At 36.7% G+C, this 19,851-nt stretch carries 21 protein-coding genes; 13 read left to right on the top strand and 8 right to left on the bottom strand.

Annotated features, from left to right (window positions below):
* Window positions 1-19: 19 nt before the first annotated feature.
* From A2W93_09960 to A2W93_09985, 6 genes are all read right to left on the bottom strand, one after another.
* The gene (locus tag A2W93_09960; protein ID OFY52847.1) at window positions 20-721 is read right to left on the bottom strand and encodes a hypothetical protein; all 702 of its coding nucleotides are present in this window, start codon (window positions 719-721) and stop codon (window positions 20-22) included.
* A 4-nt stretch (window positions 722-725) separates the two neighbouring features.
* The gene (locus A2W93_09965; protein ID OFY52848.1) at window positions 726-1,724 is read right to left on the bottom strand and encodes a hypothetical protein; all 999 of its coding nucleotides are present in this window, start codon (window positions 1,722-1,724) and stop codon (window positions 726-728) included.
* Between the two features lie 12 nt (window positions 1,725-1,736).
* Window positions 1,737-2,381, bottom strand: a complete 645-nt coding sequence (locus tag A2W93_09970; GenBank protein ID OFY52849.1) for a hypothetical protein — start codon at window positions 2,379-2,381, stop codon at window positions 1,737-1,739.
* A gap of 62 nt (window positions 2,382-2,443) precedes the next feature.
* A complete protein-coding gene (locus tag A2W93_09975) occupies window positions 2,444-3,346 on the bottom strand; it encodes a hypothetical protein (GenBank protein ID OFY52850.1) in 903 nt (300 codons plus the stop codon).
* Window positions 3,347-3,406: 60 nt separating this feature from the next.
* Window positions 3,407-4,450, bottom strand: a complete 1,044-nt coding sequence (locus A2W93_09980; GenBank protein OFY52851.1) for a hypothetical protein — start codon at window positions 4,448-4,450, stop codon at window positions 3,407-3,409.
* Window positions 4,451-4,670: 220 nt separating this feature from the next.
* The gene (locus tag A2W93_09985) at window positions 4,671-5,417 is read right to left on the bottom strand and encodes a hypothetical protein (protein OFY52852.1); all 747 of its coding nucleotides are present in this window, start codon (window positions 5,415-5,417) and stop codon (window positions 4,671-4,673) included.
* Window positions 5,418-5,525: 108 nt separating this feature from the next.
* Between A2W93_09985 and A2W93_09990 the strand changes: the two genes are divergently transcribed.
* Genes A2W93_09990 through A2W93_10000 form a run of 3 tightly spaced genes read left to right on the top strand, consistent with a single transcriptional unit; the run spans window position 5,526 to window position 7,179 of the window.
* Entirely contained in the window at window positions 5,526-6,080 is a 555-nt protein-coding gene (locus tag A2W93_09990) for a hypothetical protein (GenBank protein ID OFY52853.1), read from the top strand.
* A gap of 3 nt (window positions 6,081-6,083) precedes the next feature.
* The gene (locus tag A2W93_09995) at window positions 6,084-6,563 is read left to right on the top strand and encodes a hypothetical protein (GenBank protein ID OFY52854.1); all 480 of its coding nucleotides are present in this window, start codon (window positions 6,084-6,086) and stop codon (window positions 6,561-6,563) included.
* A 1-nt stretch (window position 6,564) separates the two neighbouring features.
* Window positions 6,565-7,179 carry a hypothetical protein gene (locus A2W93_10000; protein OFY52855.1) on the top strand — a complete coding sequence of 205 codons (615 nt, stop codon included), beginning with the start codon at window positions 6,565-6,567 and terminating at the stop codon, window positions 7,177-7,179.
* 129 nt (window positions 7,180-7,308) lie between these two features.
* Here the strand turns inward: A2W93_10000 and A2W93_10005 are convergent, their stop codons facing one another.
* Together A2W93_10005 and A2W93_10010 are read right to left on the bottom strand one after the other, a co-directional pair.
* Window positions 7,309-8,337: a WYL domain-containing protein gene (locus tag A2W93_10005; protein OFY52856.1), complete on the bottom strand. Its 1,029-nt coding sequence runs from the start codon at window positions 8,335-8,337 to the stop codon at window positions 7,309-7,311.
* Window positions 8,338-8,369: 32 nt separating this feature from the next.
* Window positions 8,370-8,579, bottom strand: coding sequence for a hypothetical protein (locus A2W93_10010; GenBank protein ID OFY52857.1), 210 nt, complete (start codon window positions 8,577-8,579; stop codon window positions 8,370-8,372).
* 137 nt (window positions 8,580-8,716) lie between these two features.
* On the opposite strand from A2W93_10010, the gene A2W93_10015 reads away from it, so the two are divergent.
* The 10 genes from A2W93_10015 to A2W93_10060 all read left to right on the top strand — a co-directional run bounded on the left by A2W93_10015 (window position 8,717) and on the right by A2W93_10060 (window position 19,629).
* Window positions 8,717-9,886, top strand: a complete 1,170-nt coding sequence (locus A2W93_10015; protein ID OFY52858.1) for an RNA-directed DNA polymerase — start codon at window positions 8,717-8,719, stop codon at window positions 9,884-9,886.
* Entirely contained in the window at window positions 9,886-11,037 is a 1,152-nt protein-coding gene (locus tag A2W93_10020) for a hypothetical protein (GenBank protein OFY52859.1), read from the top strand. The genes A2W93_10015 and A2W93_10020 overlap by 1 nt, the downstream gene beginning before the upstream one ends.
* A gap of 2 nt (window positions 11,038-11,039) precedes the next feature.
* Window positions 11,040-11,774: a hypothetical protein gene (locus tag A2W93_10025; GenBank protein ID OFY52860.1), complete on the top strand. Its 735-nt coding sequence runs from the start codon at window positions 11,040-11,042 to the stop codon at window positions 11,772-11,774.
* Window positions 11,743-13,395: a hypothetical protein gene (locus tag A2W93_10030; GenBank protein ID OFY52861.1), complete on the top strand. Its 1,653-nt coding sequence runs from the start codon at window positions 11,743-11,745 to the stop codon at window positions 13,393-13,395. Before A2W93_10025 ends, A2W93_10030 begins: the two co-directional genes overlap by 32 nt.
* Window positions 13,396-13,451: 56 nt before the next feature.
* Window positions 13,452-15,668 carry a hypothetical protein gene (locus A2W93_10035; protein OFY52862.1) on the top strand — a complete coding sequence of 739 codons (2,217 nt, stop codon included), beginning with the start codon at window positions 13,452-13,454 and terminating at the stop codon, window positions 15,666-15,668.
* A complete protein-coding gene (locus tag A2W93_10040; GenBank protein ID OFY52863.1) occupies window positions 15,658-17,205 on the top strand; it encodes a hypothetical protein in 1,548 nt (515 codons plus the stop codon). The genes A2W93_10035 and A2W93_10040 overlap by 11 nt, the downstream gene beginning before the upstream one ends.
* Before the next feature lie 12 nt (window positions 17,206-17,217).
* A complete protein-coding gene (locus A2W93_10045; protein OFY52864.1) occupies window positions 17,218-17,700 on the top strand; it encodes a hypothetical protein in 483 nt (160 codons plus the stop codon).
* A 138-nt stretch (window positions 17,701-17,838) separates the two neighbouring features.
* Window positions 17,839-18,111, top strand: a complete 273-nt coding sequence (locus A2W93_10050; protein ID OFY52865.1) for a hypothetical protein — start codon at window positions 17,839-17,841, stop codon at window positions 18,109-18,111.
* A 10-nt stretch (window positions 18,112-18,121) separates the two neighbouring features.
* Window positions 18,122-18,481, top strand: coding sequence for a hypothetical protein (locus A2W93_10055; GenBank protein ID OFY52866.1), 360 nt, complete (start codon window positions 18,122-18,124; stop codon window positions 18,479-18,481).
* A gap of 23 nt (window positions 18,482-18,504) precedes the next feature.
* Window positions 18,505-19,629, top strand: a complete 1,125-nt coding sequence (locus A2W93_10060; GenBank protein OFY52867.1) for a hypothetical protein — start codon at window positions 18,505-18,507, stop codon at window positions 19,627-19,629.
* The last annotated feature ends 222 nt before the right edge of the window (window positions 19,630-19,851 follow it).

Below are 19,851 nucleotides of genomic sequence, written 5' to 3' on the forward strand. Positions count from 1 at the left end.
AAGAATTTTTAAACTATTTCTATTTCGGTTTTCTAAATTCCAGCAATTTTATTGTTGCGGCTTCGGTGCAATCATAAATGGCTTTGGCGTATTTCCTTTTGAATTTGTTGTTTATTTTAAAGGAAACAGCCATAACGACATCGTCGCTAACTGATTCAGTTGAAATATCATAATGCCCCTTATATTTTGCAAGTGCATAACTCACGGCCTTTTTAACTGCTTCTTTTATTGTCGTAAGGTCTTGAATTTCTACTGTGCCTTTTCCATAGTTTAGCGCATCGGCTAGAGTTTGTTTTGATATACATATGTACAAGTCCCCGTCCTCTAAAGGTTGCATTGGGACAAGTTTTGTCCTCATGGTCGATTTTTTGTTATCATTTGTCACAAACAAATACTCAAGTCCTTTTCCCTTTTCAGGATCATATCCTTCTCTGTTGTAGCGAGGTCCCATGAGGATTTGTGGGTGTTTGGCCTGTAATTGTTGCAGGGCATTTCGAGCCATTTCATAATGCGTTTCGGATTTCTGGCTGATTCGTATTGCCGCTAAAAACACGGCTAAAACTACAATAAGTCCTGCAATGTCTTTGATTGCGTCGAGCCAGTTTTCGTTTCCATAGCCTTTAATGTCAAGGTTTATGAAAATGGCAGCAATTCCAACAAAGCCGAAGACAGCTGTTAGAATTTTTTCGAGATCTTCGTTGTAATGGCTAATTAGCTTCATGTGGTTAGATTTTAAATGCGTTAATTAAATTTCCGTTGCTATCATATCCCAGCGTCTTGTTTTTAAAATAATGAAACATTTTGTCGGTGTCGCTGTTTGAAACGCCAGATTTAGCGATGAAATCATAGACATCTTCCCAACACATTCTGCTGAATGTTCTGGTATCATTGGCCTGGATATGCTTGCTGAATTCAGTCTCAATGGCCTTTTCTTTTTCGCGAAGCACAATATTAGCCAGAATAAATGGCTTATTCATTTGCAGGGCCATCCAGGTGCCGAGTAGCCAGAAACGAAGCAATTCGTATTTCTGAGCTTCAACGACCGTCTGGTAGTTGCTCCTGAACACCTGATCATACCAGCCATTGGCACCGGTAGTGTATCCATTCGGGACTTTCATGTGTCTGTCATAATTTTCTCCGGAACCGGAAGTGTCATTGCCCGAAGTTACTTTCGCCTCAATGAAAATCAAAGCTTTGTCTGTATTGATAATGATATCCGGCTCTGATCCGCGTGTAATTGTTTCGCCGAAAGCCAGTCTGGCTGAATTCAATTCGGACCAACCGGTGTATTTTTGGTCGTTTGCCGAATAGTATTCCAGTCTGGAAAATGACCAGAGAATCAGCTCTGCAGTATTTATGGCAGTACTGAAATAGTCGTTAAGAAATGACGGCAATAAGTTCTGCCGTTCCAGATACCTGAACACATTCCAGGTAACTGCATCTTCGCTGTTTTCGCGTGCAATGCGACTTTCGCGTTTAACGGTCTTGATAGCCGAAAACAACTCCATGTCCGAATCATCTGCCCAGAGCAGATTCTCTTCTTCTCTTTCATACTCATAGGTCGAAGGAGAAATAAATATCCGGTGCTCCGGACATTGAAAGCGCGGCTCTTTTTTAAATGAGTTTTTCTGTCGCTCCACTGTGTGCGTACAGCCTGCAACCGGACATTCGACAGTAGCGTCATCGATGGAGAGGAGGGGTTTGAGATTTGTTAAATTAAACATGGCAAGAAATACTTATCGTACACTTTTTTGTTTTTGAATTTCTGCTTTTTTAAATGCATTAATTACTTCATTGAAGTGCTTTTCATGTGTGTAATTCTTTTTTCTTACATTCGGATGCCAAGAATTTATCCAAATTCTGTTTTGTGAGTCTACATATGTCCAATCATCATCAAAATCAAAATTCTCATCCTTGACTACGTTTGTCAAGTGAAAAGTATTTCCACAAATAATTATTTCTGGTTTTATTTGGGTATTAATCTGATCAAATATTTTTTCTGCACAATTCTCTTTTTCAATTTCTCTTTTGAAAAGATTCATATCTGTATAAGAAATTCCAGGCGATTTTTTCAAATTGGCAACAGCAATATAGTCGAGTATGTCCGTTAGTTTCTTGTCGTCAAATTCATTGATTTCATCAAAGGAATTTGTGGTAAGAATGCCCCATGACACTTTGCACAAAAGGCCAAAGGTGTTTTTCCATTTTTCGTAACTAAATAGACCTTCTTTTGAATCTCTGACTCTTAAAAATTCAGTTAGATCCCAGTCCTTTTTTCCTTTTGGATCATTTACTTCTTTTAGAACCCACAGAAGTTTCTTTTTGTTTCCAAGCTTACCAAATTTGTCTTCGTTGATAATTCCGTCTTTAATTTTACTCATTTTGGGTTTTTTAGTTTGTAAATTTATTTTGTCTCTCCGCCAAAACACGTCGTAGCGGAAAATTATTTGTATTTCTTCGCCATGGCGTCAATGGTTTTCTTAATGTCTTTTACCAGCCATACTGGCTCCAGTAGCTTCGCGCGGTCGCCCATCATGAGCAGCTGCTGTTTGAATTCGAAATTGGGTTTAATGCGCAGACTTATTCGAAGCTCTTTATCATCATCAATCAGAATCTGCTGCGAAGGATGCAGGGGTAGGGTCTTTAAATATTTTCCCTGAAACGGATCGAGAGAAATTACCACTGTCTCGACCTTGCTGTTGCTGTAAGTGAGTCCGACAATGTTTTCGAAATCAGCCAGCGGATCGCGCTTCTTGTCGTGTTTGAAGACTTCGGGCAGTACCTGCAGATTTTCCATCCGGTCGATGCCAAAGGTTCTGAATTCGTTTATTCCATGCGGCATTCCGACCAGATACCAGCGGTTTTGATATTCTTTCAAAAGGTAAGGCGCCACCTGGAATTTTCGCGTTTTACCGGTACCGAAATTCTCATGAACAAAGCTCAACAGCTGTCTGTTGTGGATGGCCTGAAGAATGTGTTTGAGGTTTTCAATCCCTTTCAATCGGCCCTGCGCATCGAAAACAATATAGGATAAAGCTTCTTTACTGTCCCTGAGACTCGCACTCAGCACGTCAGCAGTGCCAATGATCTCGAAAAACCGCATGACTGATTCAAAATTCGGTGAGCGTTCATGGTCAACGCAATAGCCACCCAGGCTTCTGTTGTAAACGATCTCAATACCAAATTCGTCTCTTATTTGCTCAATGTCGCGCTGCAGCGTGCGTGTCGATATTTCAAAGTCGGAGTCATGGAGAAAAGACCTGATTTCTTCGAACGACGGATGCCGGTCTCCACCTATTTTCTGCAGCAGCAACAGCCAGCGGTGTAATGTACCTTGGTATGACATGGATACTTAAATAATTTTTGTAAATATACAAATTGCGATTAATCTCGTGAATAGTTGATATCACAAAAGAATTTTCTTAATCATATCCCCAAGCTTCAAAATCTGATACTGCTGTAGATCTGCTTGCGAGGCCTCTTCGTTGCCCATCAGCCGATGCAGGTTGCCACGGCATTCCCACGCGGTAGCATATTCTTTATTCATTTCTATCGCACGGTTGAATTCAAACATTGCATCGTCGAAACGTTGTTCACTGATGTATAATATTCCCCGGTTGACAATGGCCGGGACATATACAGGATTAAGTTCCAGCGCAGTTTTCAGATCCTCTCTGGCGCTGTCAATATTTTGAAGGATCAGAAATATTTCGCCTCTTTCGTTGTGAAACACACTACTGCTGCCGAACTTCATTATGGCCTGCTGTGCGGTTTGCAAAGCCTTGTCATACTCCTGCTGTTTTTTCAGCGCAACGATTTTATACTGCCATGCGCGTTCATCTTCCGGCAAAATCCGCAAATGGTTTTCAAGCATCTCCATTGCGTCTTCCATCTGTTTTCCCTTATTATACCGCTGAATAATCGTAATAGCACATTGCAGATATATAGTCGGGTGATTGGGTTCCGCAGCAACAAATGCATTGAAATATTCATCGGCATAAGTGAAACGCGACAAAGCAATTTTAGCCATCACAGCTTCATAATTCAGTTCTTTGCTTTTTTCCGGAAAATCAAACAATGCCATTGGCATTATTGCACCAGGTAAACGCCGCGAATAAATCAGCCTCAGATACTGTTCATATGCGAGTTCGCGGTCACCACACAAGCAATTCAGATGTCCGGCAAATTTCAGCACAATGCCTTGGTACGGATATTTTTCAAGAAGCTCACTCACAATCTCAAAGCTTTTCTTCAGTTTTTCCGCATCGCGTGAATGCCGCTCTACAAAATCGAGCATAACATCCTTTGCAAAATGAAATGAATTGTAATACTGATTCAACGTAAGATCCAAGCCCGAGCACTCCGGAAATCCAAGGATTTCCAGGACTTTCAGAAGCTTTTCGCGCACTTCATCGTCAACGGGGTTTGGGAGTGGGTAGATGATTTTCATTGGGGGTAAAGGTACGGATAAAGTGTTTGTTTCAAACGAAGTGCTCAATTTCCGACGCCAGTATTTTATTTGAGGATAGATGTTCAGACACTATTACTTGAGAAGAATGAAATTCATGAAATTTCAAAAAGCAAGTTCTGTCCGATTCAGGCTAAAGACAGGCTCTTGCACATTCAGAAACCATTATACCATACTGACCAATAAAAGAGCTTACGACCTATTATAATTTATGAGAGGGTACTCCATCTTCTTCTGAGGACACTATGTCTACATAGTCCAACCTGGACCGCAAATTCATAAAACAGGAAAACCTTCTGACTTGCTTTAGCAGCATAAATAATTTGTTTTCTATTTCATTAATGTTTTGCCGCTCATCTAAACTTAAAGTAAAACCACCTGACTTAAGGGGCTGCAAAATGCTTCCAACTGGGTCAACAACATTTACACAAACAATGGCCCTGCCAAAATAGTCTTCGGAATAAATTCTGCGAATTTTCCATGAGTTAACTACAAAATCATCAATTGAGTGACCTTGCAAATCTAAAAATGAAAATGAAAACTTCTGCGAAATTAAGTTCTGCGAATTATCATGCTTAATTAATATGCGGTAGGCAACTTCATTGTAAGGCTCCTCTGAATCATAATTATCAAAGTCAGCTGTATACTCAAATATTTTCTTCATATTCGAAATATTAATTTTACGTACAAATATAATAATAATCAGAAATTTAACCACCACCCCTAAATGTGTTGAGTTACTAAACTGAATTAAAAACAAATTGATGGCCAGCTTGAATAGTATTAAGAAAATTGAAATACTTGATTCGTCAAGCAAGGAAGACGTCCGTTTTACTCGGCCATAATTGATAAATGCAGCCATGGAGGAGCTTAGGACAGTAAATATCATTGGAACTGACTTGAATGGCAGAAAGAGCCAAGAGAAAAAATGAGAGAAGCTGAAAATCATAGAGAGCGAAATTGAACAGAAATAGAAAAATGTGGGGCTAAAAACATTCATTAATACATTTTAAACCACATCCACCAAATAAATAAATTTTAGTAACTTGCCGATTAAATGAAAAAGAACCCTATATATACAATTGGCCATGGACACAGGAAACAAGATGAATTCCTTGGGCTTTTGAAGCAGTTTGAAATTCAATATTTGATAGATGTACGGTCTCAACCCTATTCTAAATTCAACCCTGATTTTAACCAAAATGAGATAAAATTGTTTCTTGAAAAAAACTCGGTGAAGTACGTCTATATGGGAGATACTCTTGGCGGTATGCCAAAAGATCTTTCATGCTATACCCCTAAGGGTATTGTAGATTATGAAATATTGAAATCAAAGGATTTTTTCCTGAAAGGAATTGATCGGTTGATAATTGCAAATGATCAAGATTTGAAGATTGTTATTTTGTGTAGTGAAAGCAAGCCGACTGAATGCCATCGCACTAAGCTTATTGGGCGAGTTCTGAGTGAACATGAAATTGCTGTTGTACATATTGATGAAAAGGGAAAATTGAAAGACCAAATCACGGTCATAAATGAGTTAAATAAGGGCTACTCAGAGATTGACTTATTTGGCGAAAAGAAAAATACAACTTCAAGAAAACCACATCTTTGAAATATGGAAATTTTTACCATAGGCGTTTATAACTCAACTGAAAAAGAGTTTTTTGAAAAATTGACCACTTTAAAAATTGATACATTTTGTGACGTTCGTCAGCGGCGTGGCGTGCGAGGTTCAAAATATGCTTTCGTAAATAGCATCCGTCTTCAGAAAAGACTTGCGGAATTGAATATACAATACCTTTATGAGCCTGGGCTTGCACCTACGACCGAAATAAGAAATCTTCAAAAAGAAGTTGATTTGAACTTGGGGGAACAAAAAAGAGATAGACAGCAATTGGGAAAGGTCTTTATACTAGAGTTTAGTAATAGAATCATCAACAAATTTGATTTGACTCGGTTTAATTCCTTCTTGATATCTTCGGGCGCAAAAAAAGTTGTGTTTTTTTGCGTCGAGGAGTTTCCCAATGCATGTCACAGATCTTTAGTCGCAAATAAAATAAGAGATGAATTTAATTATGAGGTAAAACACCTATAACATGGAAGTTCTAATTGTTGCTAAAACGCATATGAGAAATGGGAGCTGCGTTGGAGGTTATGACATTACAAGTAAAAGAAATGTAAGGCTGTTAAATGCAAATGCTGAAAACCAGCCACATGACACTGAATTTAATGTAGGTCAGGTGTGGGAAATTGAGTACGCTATCAGACCGGTTCTAAATCCACCTCACATTGAAGATGTCCTTGTTTTATCAAAGAATTTTATCAGAGAAGAAAAAAACCCTTACACTTTTTTGCTTAACAGTGTAAAAATTTGGAAAGGTGATCCAACTTGCATTTTTGATGGCAAAGTGAATTTTCCTCGGGGAAAGAGCTGTTTTGTGACAAATACAAGAGGAATTCCATCTCAAAGTGTTGGATTTTGGATGGCAGACAAAGATCTCGAACTTACAATTTTTGGAGACCAGAAGCACTTTTACTACTTTGGTGAATACGGCGATGTTTATGCAATCCCTTTTGTTGGTTTTCAACCTGTAGAAGACAAAATTAAAAAAGGCTCTATAATCAGGGTGTCCCTTGCAAGATGGTGGAATCCAAATCCAAATGAAGACAAAAGGTGCTATTGTCAGCTGTCTGGTTGGTTTATGCAATAATTAGATAATCCCTTATTTGCAATATTAATGGATTAGCCATTTTTATTCAATCCATAATGTTGTAGAAAATTCCCGACATTCAATCTATTTGTCTGAATTTCAAAATGTGATTGTATCACAAAAAGCAGATTATTTACTGGCGTTTTTTTGCGTATAAATTTTAATCAATTCCATAACCCTATTCGTTATACGCGAGACCATGTGAGTTGGGCTGATTACTTTCACATTTTCCCCATACGACAACACCAATTGCTCAAATTCATAATTAATGATCAGGTTTAATCTGACTTCCAGGCAATCCGGGGATAACCATTTTGACTTTTGCGAACCATGAAGAGGTTTTGTTTCTATGTATTTACCGGATAGTCCGAAAAACAACAAAACTACTTCTTCCACTTTTCCGTTTTCCGGAATTGTGACGCCAACAATGTCATCAAAAAATTCGTCCCAGTTCTCGTCTGTTTTTACATATTTTGCTCTTGTCAACTCTTCAACAGAAACAACGCGATCCAAAGCAAGAGTCCATATTTTATTCTGCTGCATATTCAGCCCTAAAACAAACCAGCGATTGTTGTATTGCTTGAGGTAATATGGATGAAACTCTACTTCAATGGGCGCTTGCAAATCAAATGGATGATATTCAAGTTTCAGAACCTGCTTATATGTTATTGCGGAATACAAAACGCCGACATATTCTACCCCCTTTAAGTACTCATTGCTGTCAAAAGATATTACTGATGGCTGAGTTGAATTACTTTCCATCCCCTGTTGCAACTTTGGTATCAACTCGTAAACCCACTCAAACTGCGGCATCCCTTTGAATTGGCTCAGAATTGAAACTGCATCTTTAAGCTGGTTGATTTCTACTTCGTTCAAAGGCATGTTATTGATTGAAAAAGACATGTCGGCATACCGGTAAAACACTTTATGCCCCTCCCTGATTTTGTTCAACTCAACCGCCCAGCCGTCGCAACTCTCCATAAATTCTATATCATAGAGAAGTTGTCGCCGGCTTATTCCTTTCTTCTCCGGGTTAATTTCCTGCAGGACAGTATCGACTTCTCTCATTAGATCCTCAAGAAAGTACTTTCGGCCAGGGTTTCGAAAACAATTGTCGAGAATTTTATATCGAATAAGTGCATGTTTTGTGTCAGGCATATAGAAGATTTATTACATTTGAAGCAAATATATTAAATTTTCGCAACAATGCAAATTGATTGCACTATTATAATATAGTTTTGCTGCAGTTCTTTGAAACACCTGCCTAAGATATTGATTCCGGATGCTGGGAGTAATTGGGAAACCAATGAAACAATGATCGGCATCTCTTCCCGCCCTTGAGGTCCTTGTGGCACTTGTGGCTGGGATAAATGTCCATTGGACATGTCTGGAGCCTGCATAGCATTTATAGCAATGAATGAAATTCAAGATATGAAGCTATGTAAGCTAGATATGATTGAGATCTTGTGAGATCAAGCACGAGCTCATACATAAAGAGTATCAGGCAGGTGTTTTCGAGGAGCTAAAAAGCTAAAAAATGCAAATTGAACAAAAACATATTGACACATTAAGAGCACACTTTGCCGAAATGCAAAACAAAGAGGAATTGGCCTTGCTTTTAAGCGCTGCAAAAAATATTCTTTACGGAAAAGTGTGCAAACCAATAAGTGTAAAGTCTCTGAATTATTATGCAAATCCCGAGTATTGCAAACAGAGATATAAAACATTTGCAATAAAAAAGAAGTCGGGAGGAACACGCACTATTCATGCTCCTGTTGAAGGTTTAAAAACTAAACTGCGCGCATTAAACTTCGCATTACAATGTCTTTATGACCCGCACAAAGCTGCAACCGGGTTTGTGAGAGAAAAATCAATTGTCGACAATGCAAAATGTCATGTCGGACACAATTATGTTTTTAATATTGATTTGAAAGATTTTTTTCATTCATTCGACAGAAACAGGGTGAAGATTGGATTCATGTCCGAACCATTTAATTTAAATGGCGAAAAAGAGCCACTAGCATTCTTACTCGCAAGTCTTTGCACGCATCCCTTTGAAATTGATGGCATACAGCAAATAGTATTGCCTCAGGGCAGTCCCACATCTCCAACTATAACCAATATTCTATGCAGAAAACTGGACCATCGGTTAAGTGGCCTCGCTAAAAGATTTGGGGCAACATATACTCGTTATGCTGATGATATGACATTCTCTTCAGACCACAACATATACGGCAATGAAGATTTTAGAAATGAATTAGTTAGAATTATTGAAGAGGATCAAAAGTTGAAGATCAATCCTGATAAGACCAGGTTGCAAAAAACTGGTTACCGGCAGGAAACCACTGGGCTGGTCGTAAATGACAAAGTGAACGTTACGAGAAGGTATGTCAAGCAAATTCGAATGTATATCTATTATTGGGAAAAATACGGATATGAGAAAGCTGAGCAAGTTTTCAAAAAAGATTATACATTAGACAAGGGTTCTACAAAAAAGAAAACCCCAAGTCTTATCAACGTAATTGATGGGAAATTGAATTTTTTGAAAATGGTGAAAGGCTCTGAAGATGGAACCTATAAGGGTTTAAGAGGCAGGTTTGATTCTTTAGCCGGAGTTTTTGATCCCATTAATGAAGTGTTGGATGCCTGGGAAAAGAATGGAATAGATGAGGCAGTGAGTTTGTACTTTAAATTAAATGCGGACTAATGGCAAAAGATAAATACGACTTTATTTTGGAGTTGATTGCAAATAAAAAATTAAGCTTGAATCAAAAAGATCGGGTATTAAATTTGTATGCATTGGAATTAAAGAAAGATGGCCAATTGTTGAACGAAAGACTAGAAATGATTATTAGTGAGAATAAAATTGATTTGGAATTAATAAAAAGAATTGAAGAGGTTGAAAGCAAGATGCGAAAGTTAAATGACGAACAAAATGCACCTCTTAAACCTGCTGAAGAAACAAAAATAAGAATAGAACCAAATCCAAAACATGTTGCTGATTTCATGTCTTTATTTAATCAACGAGATGGGCTTAAGTATCTAACTCATGATTATGATGAAAATGACGACTTTGAAATTGATAAAATTCTTATTCAGGCAAACAAAGTTTTCACTGAAGCAACAAAAAAACTATTTATTCCACAAAGCTTGTGGCGAACAGTTAAACAATTTGCTTTTGACAGTAAGCAAACAGAGTGGACATCAATATCGGCAGATTACACAAAACCCATCCCAATAACAATCGGCTGGGCTACAAAAGAATTAAGAAATTGGTCAAAGCAAAACAAGTTACACCCTATCAGAAATAATGAGTATAAAAACATCATTAAAGATTTTAAAAGAATTACAAGAATTGAAGCTCCTGATTTTGAAATACTTATTGACAAAACCCTGGGTTCCGTTTTTGCAGATGATATAGAAAATTTCGAAGTTCAAAAAAACGCGTTAGAAAAAGCAGACTTTTATTCGCATGTGGGTTATTTGAAAGCAGCCTTAGAAGCTATATTCGAAGAAATAAAAAAACGATCAGATTCTTCTTTAAACAAGAAAATATCAATTCATTACGAACGATCTATTTCCGATGAAGGATATTACTTGAGAGAAGTTCTCATTACTCATCACAATTCATTTCCATCTAAAGAACTTAAACTAATATTACAAGAATGGAATGAAAAAGGTAACATGGGGAAAATCAAAGAGAAACTTAGAGGGTACTGCCATTGGTCTGTTGAAACCATTATTGAAGAAAAAGCCACTAAAGTTAACATTCTAAGAGATAAAGAATCCCCTGATTTCGAACTTATTGATAAAGTACCCGTTGGGTTTACTCATATATTAACCTTTTACTACAAATAGGCATGATTTACCTAATAGATGACAATCAAAATAATCAGCGACTCAGCAACTATAATATTACGTTTATAGAAGAAGGCGCATTTGATGAGTATTTAATTTCAATTGACAAACTTGAAATAGGAAGCAGCTTTTCTAGCACTTCACACTTAGATTTTTTAAAAAATGCAGACTGTATTCTTTTACATACCACAACAGAGGATTTTTTACCAGGAAAAGGGTTTATTCCAGGATCTAAAACCAATGTCCTAAAAATAAAGGAAATCATATCCCAAGAAGGGGAATTAATTCCGATTGTATTATTTAGCAATTCAATGGGAGAAACAGAATATAACTCTGATAAGAACCCAAACTATATAAGCTCTATTAAAAAGAATTTGTTTTATGAAAGACTCTTTGATTTTTTAGAAAATTACAAAAACTCAGGGATAGTTGATTTAAGAATTATAGCTTGGGGCAGCAATTTTGCATGTAAAGAAGTATCAAGACTTGCGATTGAAATACTAAGTGCTTTTGAGTCAAAGGATAATTCGGACAGATTAAAATTAAGCGATTTGTCGCCGATTATTAAAAGTTTCAAAACATTTCTTGAGCTTTCCTTCTCTAATAGCAAAGTTAATGAAATCTTGAACGACATAGAGGATAATCCAATTAGGATTAAAGAATTTAAGGACAAAATTAAACATATAACTGAATGTTATGCCAAATATGGAAAAAACACTTGTAATTGGAAACAGTAAATTGTTGAATGATTTGGGTGGTGCTTTTATTGAACTGCCTAGCTTAAACAACGAAATCGAAATGCATAACTGGATAGTTGATGTATTTCGTAAAAAAGAAATTGAAAAAGTTGTAATTGAAATTGCAGACAATCCAATACTTTCCCTTAAAATTGGTTATCATATTCGTCTTAGCATTGAAGATCTAAACAATAGAAGCCTTGTTCCAATTCTATTTATTTGTAAGCTGTCCTTAAATACATTAATAATTCAAACAACAATATTTAGTCATATTTTATCTACCAAAGGAGTTTCCTTTTCAGAATATAATTTACAAGAAAATAAAGCGGAAATTGATAATTTGGTTGGTATTAATGAAAGCGAATTCAAAACAAGGTTTCTTGACATTATTCACATTCAACCTGATGAAACAGTGGGGCGACATTCTTTGGCAAATATTTGGGGAGCTTATTCTATGGATAAAGCTTCTAATGCCAATGCTCTGCAAGCAAATTCTGAATTTAAAAAATCACTCTATTTTAAGTATGTTTCAGCATTTAATAATCTTAGTAAATTAAAACCAACTACACTGAAAATACTGGGAAAAATAAATGTTGGCAGTATAAAAAAAATTGAAGCAATTAATAAAAGAATTCTACTTATTGATGATGAAGCTGATAAGGGTTGGGAATTAGTATTAAGAAAGGTGTTTAATACTTCTTGCGATAAAGATTTTATAGTAATAAAAGAAAAGGTAAAAGATTTTGATACGCTCTCGGAAGAAAGTAAACGAATCATTAAATCAGAAAAATTTGATTTGTATCTTGTAGATTTACGTCTTAACGGATTGGACGAAGAAACAAACAATACAATTGAAGCGTTTTCAGGAATGAAAATGTTAAAAGAAATTAAATCTATAAACAATGGTAATCAGGTTATAATTTTTACTGCTTCGAATAAATCTTGGAACTTGAAATCCCTTTTTGATGCTGGAGCGGATGGTTATTACATGAAGGAATCGCCAGAATATAATTTTTCAAAAGCAATTTCCGAACAGAATTATATTGATTTCAAAGAAAGTGCTGAAAAATGCTTTAAAAAGAATTATTTGAGTGCAGTGTACATTCATTGGAGGAGCGCGAAAGAAATGAAATCTAATTTGATTAGTGATTTTATTATTGAATCGGACACTTCTTTAACTATTGCATGGAAATTAATATATCAGGAGTATCTTGATTTTGGATATTTAATATTATTCCAGATTATTGAATCTTATGCAGACTCCTTATTTCAAAGTGATGAATCAGGAGAAGATTGTAAAATAAATGACATCATTGTTATAAAAAAAATAGGCGATAATAAGAAAGAATGGGCACTTAAGCATATGCATAATGGTGCAAATGGAGATTATTTCACTTCTCGAGAAAAAGTGGAACAACATGCAACTCAAAAACCAACAGCTTTATTTAAGGCTTCTTGTATGTTGTATTTCAAATACAAAAAAGATGATGTTTTTCTACAAAACTTTGGCAAATTGAACAGAATGAGAAATGACATAGCCCATGGAAAAGGAATCGGAATTGCAAACCATAATAAATTGATTGAACTTTTGAAGATTATTAAAGAAATTAGAGAGAAATAAACAATGCATATACATTGCACTGGAGTTAGCAACCTTTGCATCAAACATTAACAACAATGAAGATCTTTGATCACTTCCAACATATCAACCTCACAAGCGATCAACAATATGCGTTGGAAATGCTTCAGGAGTTTTTGGAGAGTGATGAAAGTGTTTTCATTCTTCAGGGATATGCCGGCAGTGGTAAAACTACACTCCTAAAAGGATTGGTTGAATATTTAAATGAAATTGGTCGTAAGTCTCAATTAATGGCTCCAACAGGAAGGGCGGCAAAAGTAATTAAACAAAAAACCGGATTTGAGGCCACCACAATTCACAAAGGCATTTACAGCTTTGATACTCTTGTCGAATATGAGGCCTCTGAAACAGAAAACAACTCAGAGAGTTATAAATACTTTTACAAAACCAAATATAACCCAAATATTCATGAAACGGTGCTGATTATTGATGAAGCATCAATGATCTCAAATATTTCAAATGAAGAAGAATATTTTCGGTTTGGCAGTGGATGCTTATTAAATGATCTTATCGATTATTCTCAGATTAAAGCCCATCATTCAGGTTCAAAAATAATTTTTGTCGGAGATCCGGCCCAGCTTCCTCCAATCGGCATGAACTTTTCGCCGGCCCTTGATAAAAATTATCTAGCTGAAAAATACGAGTTAAAAATTGTTGACGCGGAACTCAAAGAAGTCAAACGCCACAATGCAGATAATGGGATACTTAGTTCTGCCACCAAAATCCGTAAGTGTCTGACCTCTGGGTTTTTTAATGACTTTGATGTTAGAGAAAACGGAAATGATGTTTTTAATCCAAAGTTTGAAGAATTTATCCCTTCGTATAATGCTCAACAAGGAACTAAGGTTGTTGTTTCATTTAAGAATAAAACAGCGTCTGACCTAAATCAAATTATACGCAAACATAAATACGGTTCTGATATTCCCATATTGGCCGGTGATATTATTCTTGTTGGTGGCAACCATTATCGGCTTGATATCATGAATGGTGAGTTTGGCGTTGTTTCAGCTGTAGCATCTGATACTATTAAACGAGAGGTAAGGTTTAATTTGAGAGATGGCCGCAAAGCATCGGTTTTACTCAAATGGAGACAGGTTGAATTGGTATTCCCTTCTGAAGGCGGTAACAGTAAAATGGCAAAAGGTTACATGCTGGAAAACTTTCTATATGGAGATAGTTCTCTTAATCGTGAAGAAAAGCAAGCCTTATATATAGATTTTAAAAATCGAAACCCCAACATAAAACCAAAGACTCCGGAGTTTAAAGACGCCATAATTAATGACCCTTTTTTCAATTGCATTTTGCTAAAATATGGTTACGCTGTAACTTGCCATAAAGCTCAAGGGGGAGAATGGGACTCGGTTTATGTTTTTTGGGATAAGGGAGTAAAAGAGAACTTTAACTTTTTGGATTCAGAACATAATCGATCCGGGAAAACAAATTCTGAATTCTATCGTTGGGCATACACCGCCATCACAAGAGCTTCTGGAAAACTTTTCTGCATTAATCCGCCTTATTTCAATTCATTCTCGCAAATGGCAATGGTTGAAGCTACTGTTCAGAACTCATTAAAAGAGTTGACGGGTCATGAAGCCAACCCAATTGAGGTTGTGATTTCAACTGAGGACAAAAAACAACTTGAAAAATTTAATCTCACAAACGCTCCTTTATCATTTCAGAATCACTTTCTCCTAGTGAATTTCGCTATTGGAAAGCATTGCATTGATATATTGAAATGGGAAAAGGTTGGGTATGAAGTCCGATATCTGCTGAAACGAGAAAATGATACTTGCAAGCTCAAGTTTTGGATAAACGTTGACAATAAGTTTAATTCGAATTTTCAGAAAATTCCTACTAATACAAATTCCGAGACATTTTTTGAAGAAATATCCGCATTGATAAATGCCACCCCTGCAATTATTTTTTCAAGAAATACGGTTGACACAATAATTCCCAGAATTGTATTTGATGTAGCTATTGAAGAAGAAAAACCTTTTCTTGGGGTTCTGTTTGACTCATTGCAAAGATTGCACGAGAAATCAAGCATAACAATTGATTTTGTCGAGCATCTGAATTATAGAGAACGCTACACTTTTACAAAAGATGGCGAAACCGCCGTTATTGATTTTGAATACAATGGTGATGGTTTCTTCGGAAGGGTTTTACCAATTGAAAACAAGTGTAGTAATATTGAATTGCTGAAAACTGTCTTGGATTCGGTTTCAAAATTAAAGGAGATGGATTATGTCATTTAAAGAAGTCAAAGAGCTTAGAACATCAGGAAAGCTTGAAGAAGCATTAACAATGGCGTCCTCGGATTTGGAGAATGATCCTTCAAATATCTGGAACAAACGTTCCATTGCTTGGGTGTATTACGATTATCTTAAAACGAATGCATATAAAGAATCCTTTGATAAATTTTCGGAAGTTTTGTCCAAGATAAATGAATTGGAATTGCCGGAAGATGAGAAAATGCTGTTCGATACTTTTTCGTACCAAATTGCAAAAATTATTTTTCATATATCAAAAGAGGAAAATATTGATTATTCGAAGTTAAATTCGATTTTTGATCAAATACAAAAATTTCATTTCACGAAACCATCAGAAGCTTATTCAATAGTTTATAAAGCTTTTCACAAAGGATATAAATCCTGGGCTAATTACATTCAATTCGCCGATTGGTGGGATTTTTCAAATTTTCGATCTGAGGATTATCTCAGTGAGGAATTTAAAGACAAAAAAATGATGTCGATCGCTGAGCAAGCCTACATCGCATATTCTAAAAAGCTGCTTGACGGAGAAGCAAAAGAAGAAAGTAGTTGGATTGTACAAAATAGTATCAACAAAGAAAAAATTCAAGCGTTTCTTCCAAAATTAAATACTATCATTGACCAACATCCGGAGTATCAGTATCCACCATATTTTAAAGCAAAACTGTTGTTATCGCTTGGATTGGATCAAAATATTCTTTCCACATTTCTTCCTTTTGCCAGACAAAAAAGAAATGATTTTTGGGTTTGGGAATTAATAACTGAAATATTTCCTAATGATAAGGATGTGCAGTTTGCTTGCTTCTGCAAAGCGTTAAGTCTTAAAACCCCTGAAGACTTCCTGGTAAAAACGAGGCAATCACTTGCAAAAATTCTTATTGATCTACAACAATATGACGAAGCAAAAACAGAAATTCAACAAGTTGTTGCAACAAGAGAGAAAAACAAATGGCCAATTCCAAATATTATTGGCAAATGGACTGGAGAAGAATGGTATAAAACCGCCGTTATAAAGACCAACAATCAGGAATTGTATTTAAAACATATTACCAAAGCTGAAGAAGTAATATTTCAGGACATTGCAGAAGAGATTGTGCTAATTGACTATATTAATCTTGATAAAAAGATGATATCATTTGTCTCGGCTTCAGAAAAATTTGGGTTTTTTAAATACATGTATATTCCCGGGAAATTGTTTCAGGGAGATGCATTGAAAGTTAGATTCTCGAACAAAAATGATGGTGAACGATTTTTTATTTACACTATTTCGCGGTATGATGAGAAAGCTGAAATACCTGGATTGACAAAAACGGTCAGCGGAAACATAAGAATAGGTGAAGGTAAAGATTTTGGGTTTGTCGATGATGTGTTTGTTTCTCCACAGCTTATAAAAAACAATAATCTTACTAACAAGCAAGCGGTGTCTGGTCTCGCAATGAAATCATTCGATAAAAAGAAAAATAATTGGAGCTGGAAAATGTATTGCATAAAACAGGTAAATAAAGATAACATTCACAACTAAAACAAAACAACCATGATTAAGCACAACGAAATTGTTTCCGAGCTAAAAATTACTATTCAGGGAGACATGTATGGCAAAGTAAAATATCATATTCTTGGCCGCTTCAATGATGAAGACAATGCGCCTGTTTCGGGGCTATATGACAAAAAAATTGACGAACTATTGGCCGCAAACAGACTAACAACAGATCATGACAACCTGGATGATAATTTAAAAATCATCCCGATTGTACTTTTGAATGATTTGTTACTAAATGGTAGTTTCCGGTTTGTTGAGAAAGGATCGGAATATCGCTACACCCAAGAAAAACTGGATAAAATGAAGTACAAGCCAAAAGGTACAACGAAAGATGGCACTATCGAACTTATTAAATCAGATACTAATTATATTGTCCAACGGTCAAAATGGATTGTTTCTGATGCAAATTCATTAACACTAGAGCTGTCTGATAAAATTTTAGAGGTGTTTGAAAAACTTAAAAGTCATGATGATTAATTGTTCATTTTAACTGGTTCAGAGTTAGCTTTCGCGGATTTGCCTTGTTTTAGTGTTCCATATACAGCCAGTTAGTAATATTGCTATGCAGGATGGTTGCACAATTGGGTTGTAATCTTGTGGTCAAACAGAATAAAAATGACAGACAACGCAATATATTTATGTAGTTCACTGCCGGACTGCAAAAGCAGTTCGCCAGCAATAAATTTCATTTCAGTCGATTTGAAAAGAAGCACGGGATATATTGATAAAGTCGGTTCCCGTTGGAAAATGTACATTAGCGGCAAGTATATGTTGGATGAATATAAGCCTCTGCTAAATGATAATAAATACTATTTCTATTCAAATTCGCTTACGGAATGTTGTCTGGAACTCGAAAAATTAACAGGTCGTACGATTGATATGATTTAAAATAAATAACATGGAAACAACCGCCAAACTCAAAAAAATCTTCCCAATCGTCACCGGACAAGGGAAAAACGGAACATGGAAGAAGCAGGAATTGTTGTTTGAGATCGGAGGACAATACCCGAAATCCTTATTTGGAGCGATTTGGGGCGATAAGGTAGATACAACGCTGTTGAAAGAAGGAAACACGCTTCGGCTGTTTTTTGATATCGAAAGCCGAGAATTCAATGGTCGCTGGTACACCGATGTGAAAATATGGAAACTGGAGCCCGAAACCGGAAGCACTTCTTCACCGTTGCAAGATTCACCACCAGTGTCTGATGTCGCTCCGGACGATCTGGGATATGATCCTATGGATCCGCTGCCGTTTTAATTTTTTTGTATTTGTAAAGCATCATGCAAAAAAGAAACTCCAAACACGACCTCATCTTCAACGCAGCAGCCATTGAGTTGTACAAGCTCCGGCCACCGGTGGCACCCGATGATTTATTGGAAGAGTATAGTGATTTTGGAAAGTATCGCTGGTTTATCGATCTGGTTCAATATGATGAACGACTGATGTCGTGCATGGCTGTTATGCTCAGGGATAACCTTGAGAAACGCGGCAAAATTAACCGGCGCGATCTATTCAGCTCACTGCGTAAGATGGCTGCTCGGATGCCGGATAAGCTGATAACGGATCATGAGCTGAGTGACGTGCTGTTTGAAATTTTCGAGAGACTTATGATTTCGGGTAGGCACAATTTCAGTAAAACCTGTATAAATGGATATCAGCAGGCCATAGATACAGTGTTGAAGAAAGTGGTGTTGGGTGATGATGCTGTAAAAACACTGTTGTCGCATGCATCGGACTCGTTCAGGATTCTGAACAGGATTGTGAATTATCCGGTTTCAAACAGCATGGTCAGCATGTGGGCTCTGGCCAATTTCGAAACGGATATTTTCAGACATAAGCGCATCAAGCTTCTGGCGCTTATTCTCAATGATGATCCGGATTACAGAATATCCCTGCAAATCATTGATGACGATCATGAGTATTTCAATCGGCACGACATGGCCGTGTACAAGGAGGCGGGAATTGACATTCAGCTGGGCCGGATATTTTCTGGAAGGTTTTTGCAGGAGCGCGATGACTTTGAGATTATATCCGATTTCGATCCGGCAAAAGAGAACTGGCTTTCAAAGGGCGGATCAATGCATATCAATGACTATTTTTCGAAAGATCATAAAAAACGATATCTGTTAGAAAGACTGGCGCGCAGGTACTATTACCGCTATCCGTCGGTGATGGAAAATCCGGACGATTACATCATGGAACTAAACAGGCATTTCGAAAGAGAGAAAGTGAAAACGTACATCACGGTGCGCATATACGCCATACTTTATTCGCATCTGGAGATGAACATAAAAACGCAGCTGATGAAAAACTGTTACACGGTCACAAAAGACACAGGATTGATCTACGTTGCGCGGCGGATGGGGAATGTGGAGTTTCTGGAATGGATGATGCGAAATTATTGAACAGGAACATGCGCTCCTTTAATTCAGGTGCACATTAAACACTGCTTTTTACCTCATCCACAGTTGCCCTACGACCATTTTTTTCATGCGGGATCTGGCGCTTAAAGACCAATCCATAGATGGTTGATGCCGAGCAATCCGGGAAATCTGCTGTTTCTTCTACATTCTGACTATTTCTGACTAAACGGCTCCACTCATTTCGGAGCAAACGGTGCCATTCGT

It is taken from the genome of Bacteroidetes bacterium GWF2_43_63, assembly GCA_001769275.1.
GTDB lineage: Bacteria > Bacteroidota > Bacteroidia > Bacteroidales > DTU049 > GWF2-43-63.

Excerpts from the sequence above, each read along its gene's own strand:
- A2W93_10020 (OFY52859.1), top strand. The coding sequence starts at position 9,886 with ATGGCAAAAGATAAATACGACTTTATTTTGGAGTTGATTGCAAATAAA.
- A2W93_09965 (OFY52848.1), bottom strand. The coding sequence starts at position 1,724 with ATGTTTAATTTAACAAATCTCAAACCCCTCCTCTCCATCGATGACGCT.
- A2W93_10060 (OFY52867.1), top strand. The coding sequence starts at position 18,505 with ATGCAAAAAAGAAACTCCAAACACGACCTCATCTTCAACGCAGCAGCC.
- A2W93_10025 (OFY52860.1), top strand. The coding sequence starts at position 11,040 with ATGATTTACCTAATAGATGACAATCAAAATAATCAGCGACTCAGCAAC.
- A2W93_09995 (OFY52854.1), top strand. The coding sequence starts at position 6,084 with ATGGAAATTTTTACCATAGGCGTTTATAACTCAACTGAAAAAGAGTTT.
- A2W93_10010 (OFY52857.1), bottom strand. The coding sequence starts at position 8,579 with ATGCAGGCTCCAGACATGTCCAATGGACATTTATCCCAGCCACAAGTG.
- A2W93_09960 (OFY52847.1), bottom strand. The coding sequence starts at position 721 with ATGAAGCTAATTAGCCATTACAACGAAGATCTCGAAAAAATTCTAACA.
- A2W93_09990 (OFY52853.1), top strand. The coding sequence starts at position 5,526 with ATGAAAAAGAACCCTATATATACAATTGGCCATGGACACAGGAAACAA.
- A2W93_10055 (OFY52866.1), top strand. The coding sequence starts at position 18,122 with ATGGAAACAACCGCCAAACTCAAAAAAATCTTCCCAATCGTCACCGGA.
- A2W93_10015 (OFY52858.1), top strand. The coding sequence starts at position 8,717 with ATGCAAATTGAACAAAAACATATTGACACATTAAGAGCACACTTTGCC.
- A2W93_09980 (OFY52851.1), bottom strand. The coding sequence starts at position 4,450 with ATGAAAATCATCTACCCACTCCCAAACCCCGTTGACGATGAAGTGCGC.
- A2W93_09975 (OFY52850.1), bottom strand. The coding sequence starts at position 3,346 with ATGTCATACCAAGGTACATTACACCGCTGGCTGTTGCTGCTGCAGAAA.
- A2W93_09970 (OFY52849.1), bottom strand. The coding sequence starts at position 2,381 with ATGAGTAAAATTAAAGACGGAATTATCAACGAAGACAAATTTGGTAAG.
- A2W93_10045 (OFY52864.1), top strand. The coding sequence starts at position 17,218 with ATGATTAAGCACAACGAAATTGTTTCCGAGCTAAAAATTACTATTCAG.
- A2W93_10035 (OFY52862.1), top strand. The coding sequence starts at position 13,452 with ATGAAGATCTTTGATCACTTCCAACATATCAACCTCACAAGCGATCAA.
- A2W93_10000 (OFY52855.1), top strand. The coding sequence starts at position 6,565 with ATGGAAGTTCTAATTGTTGCTAAAACGCATATGAGAAATGGGAGCTGC.
- A2W93_10050 (OFY52865.1), top strand. The coding sequence starts at position 17,839 with ATGACAGACAACGCAATATATTTATGTAGTTCACTGCCGGACTGCAAA.
- A2W93_09985 (OFY52852.1), bottom strand. The coding sequence starts at position 5,417 with ATGATTTTCAGCTTCTCTCATTTTTTCTCTTGGCTCTTTCTGCCATTC.
- A2W93_10040 (OFY52863.1), top strand. The coding sequence starts at position 15,658 with ATGTCATTTAAAGAAGTCAAAGAGCTTAGAACATCAGGAAAGCTTGAA.
- A2W93_10005 (OFY52856.1), bottom strand. The coding sequence starts at position 8,337 with ATGCCTGACACAAAACATGCACTTATTCGATATAAAATTCTCGACAAT.
- A2W93_10030 (OFY52861.1), top strand. The coding sequence starts at position 11,743 with ATGGAAAAAACACTTGTAATTGGAAACAGTAAATTGTTGAATGATTTG.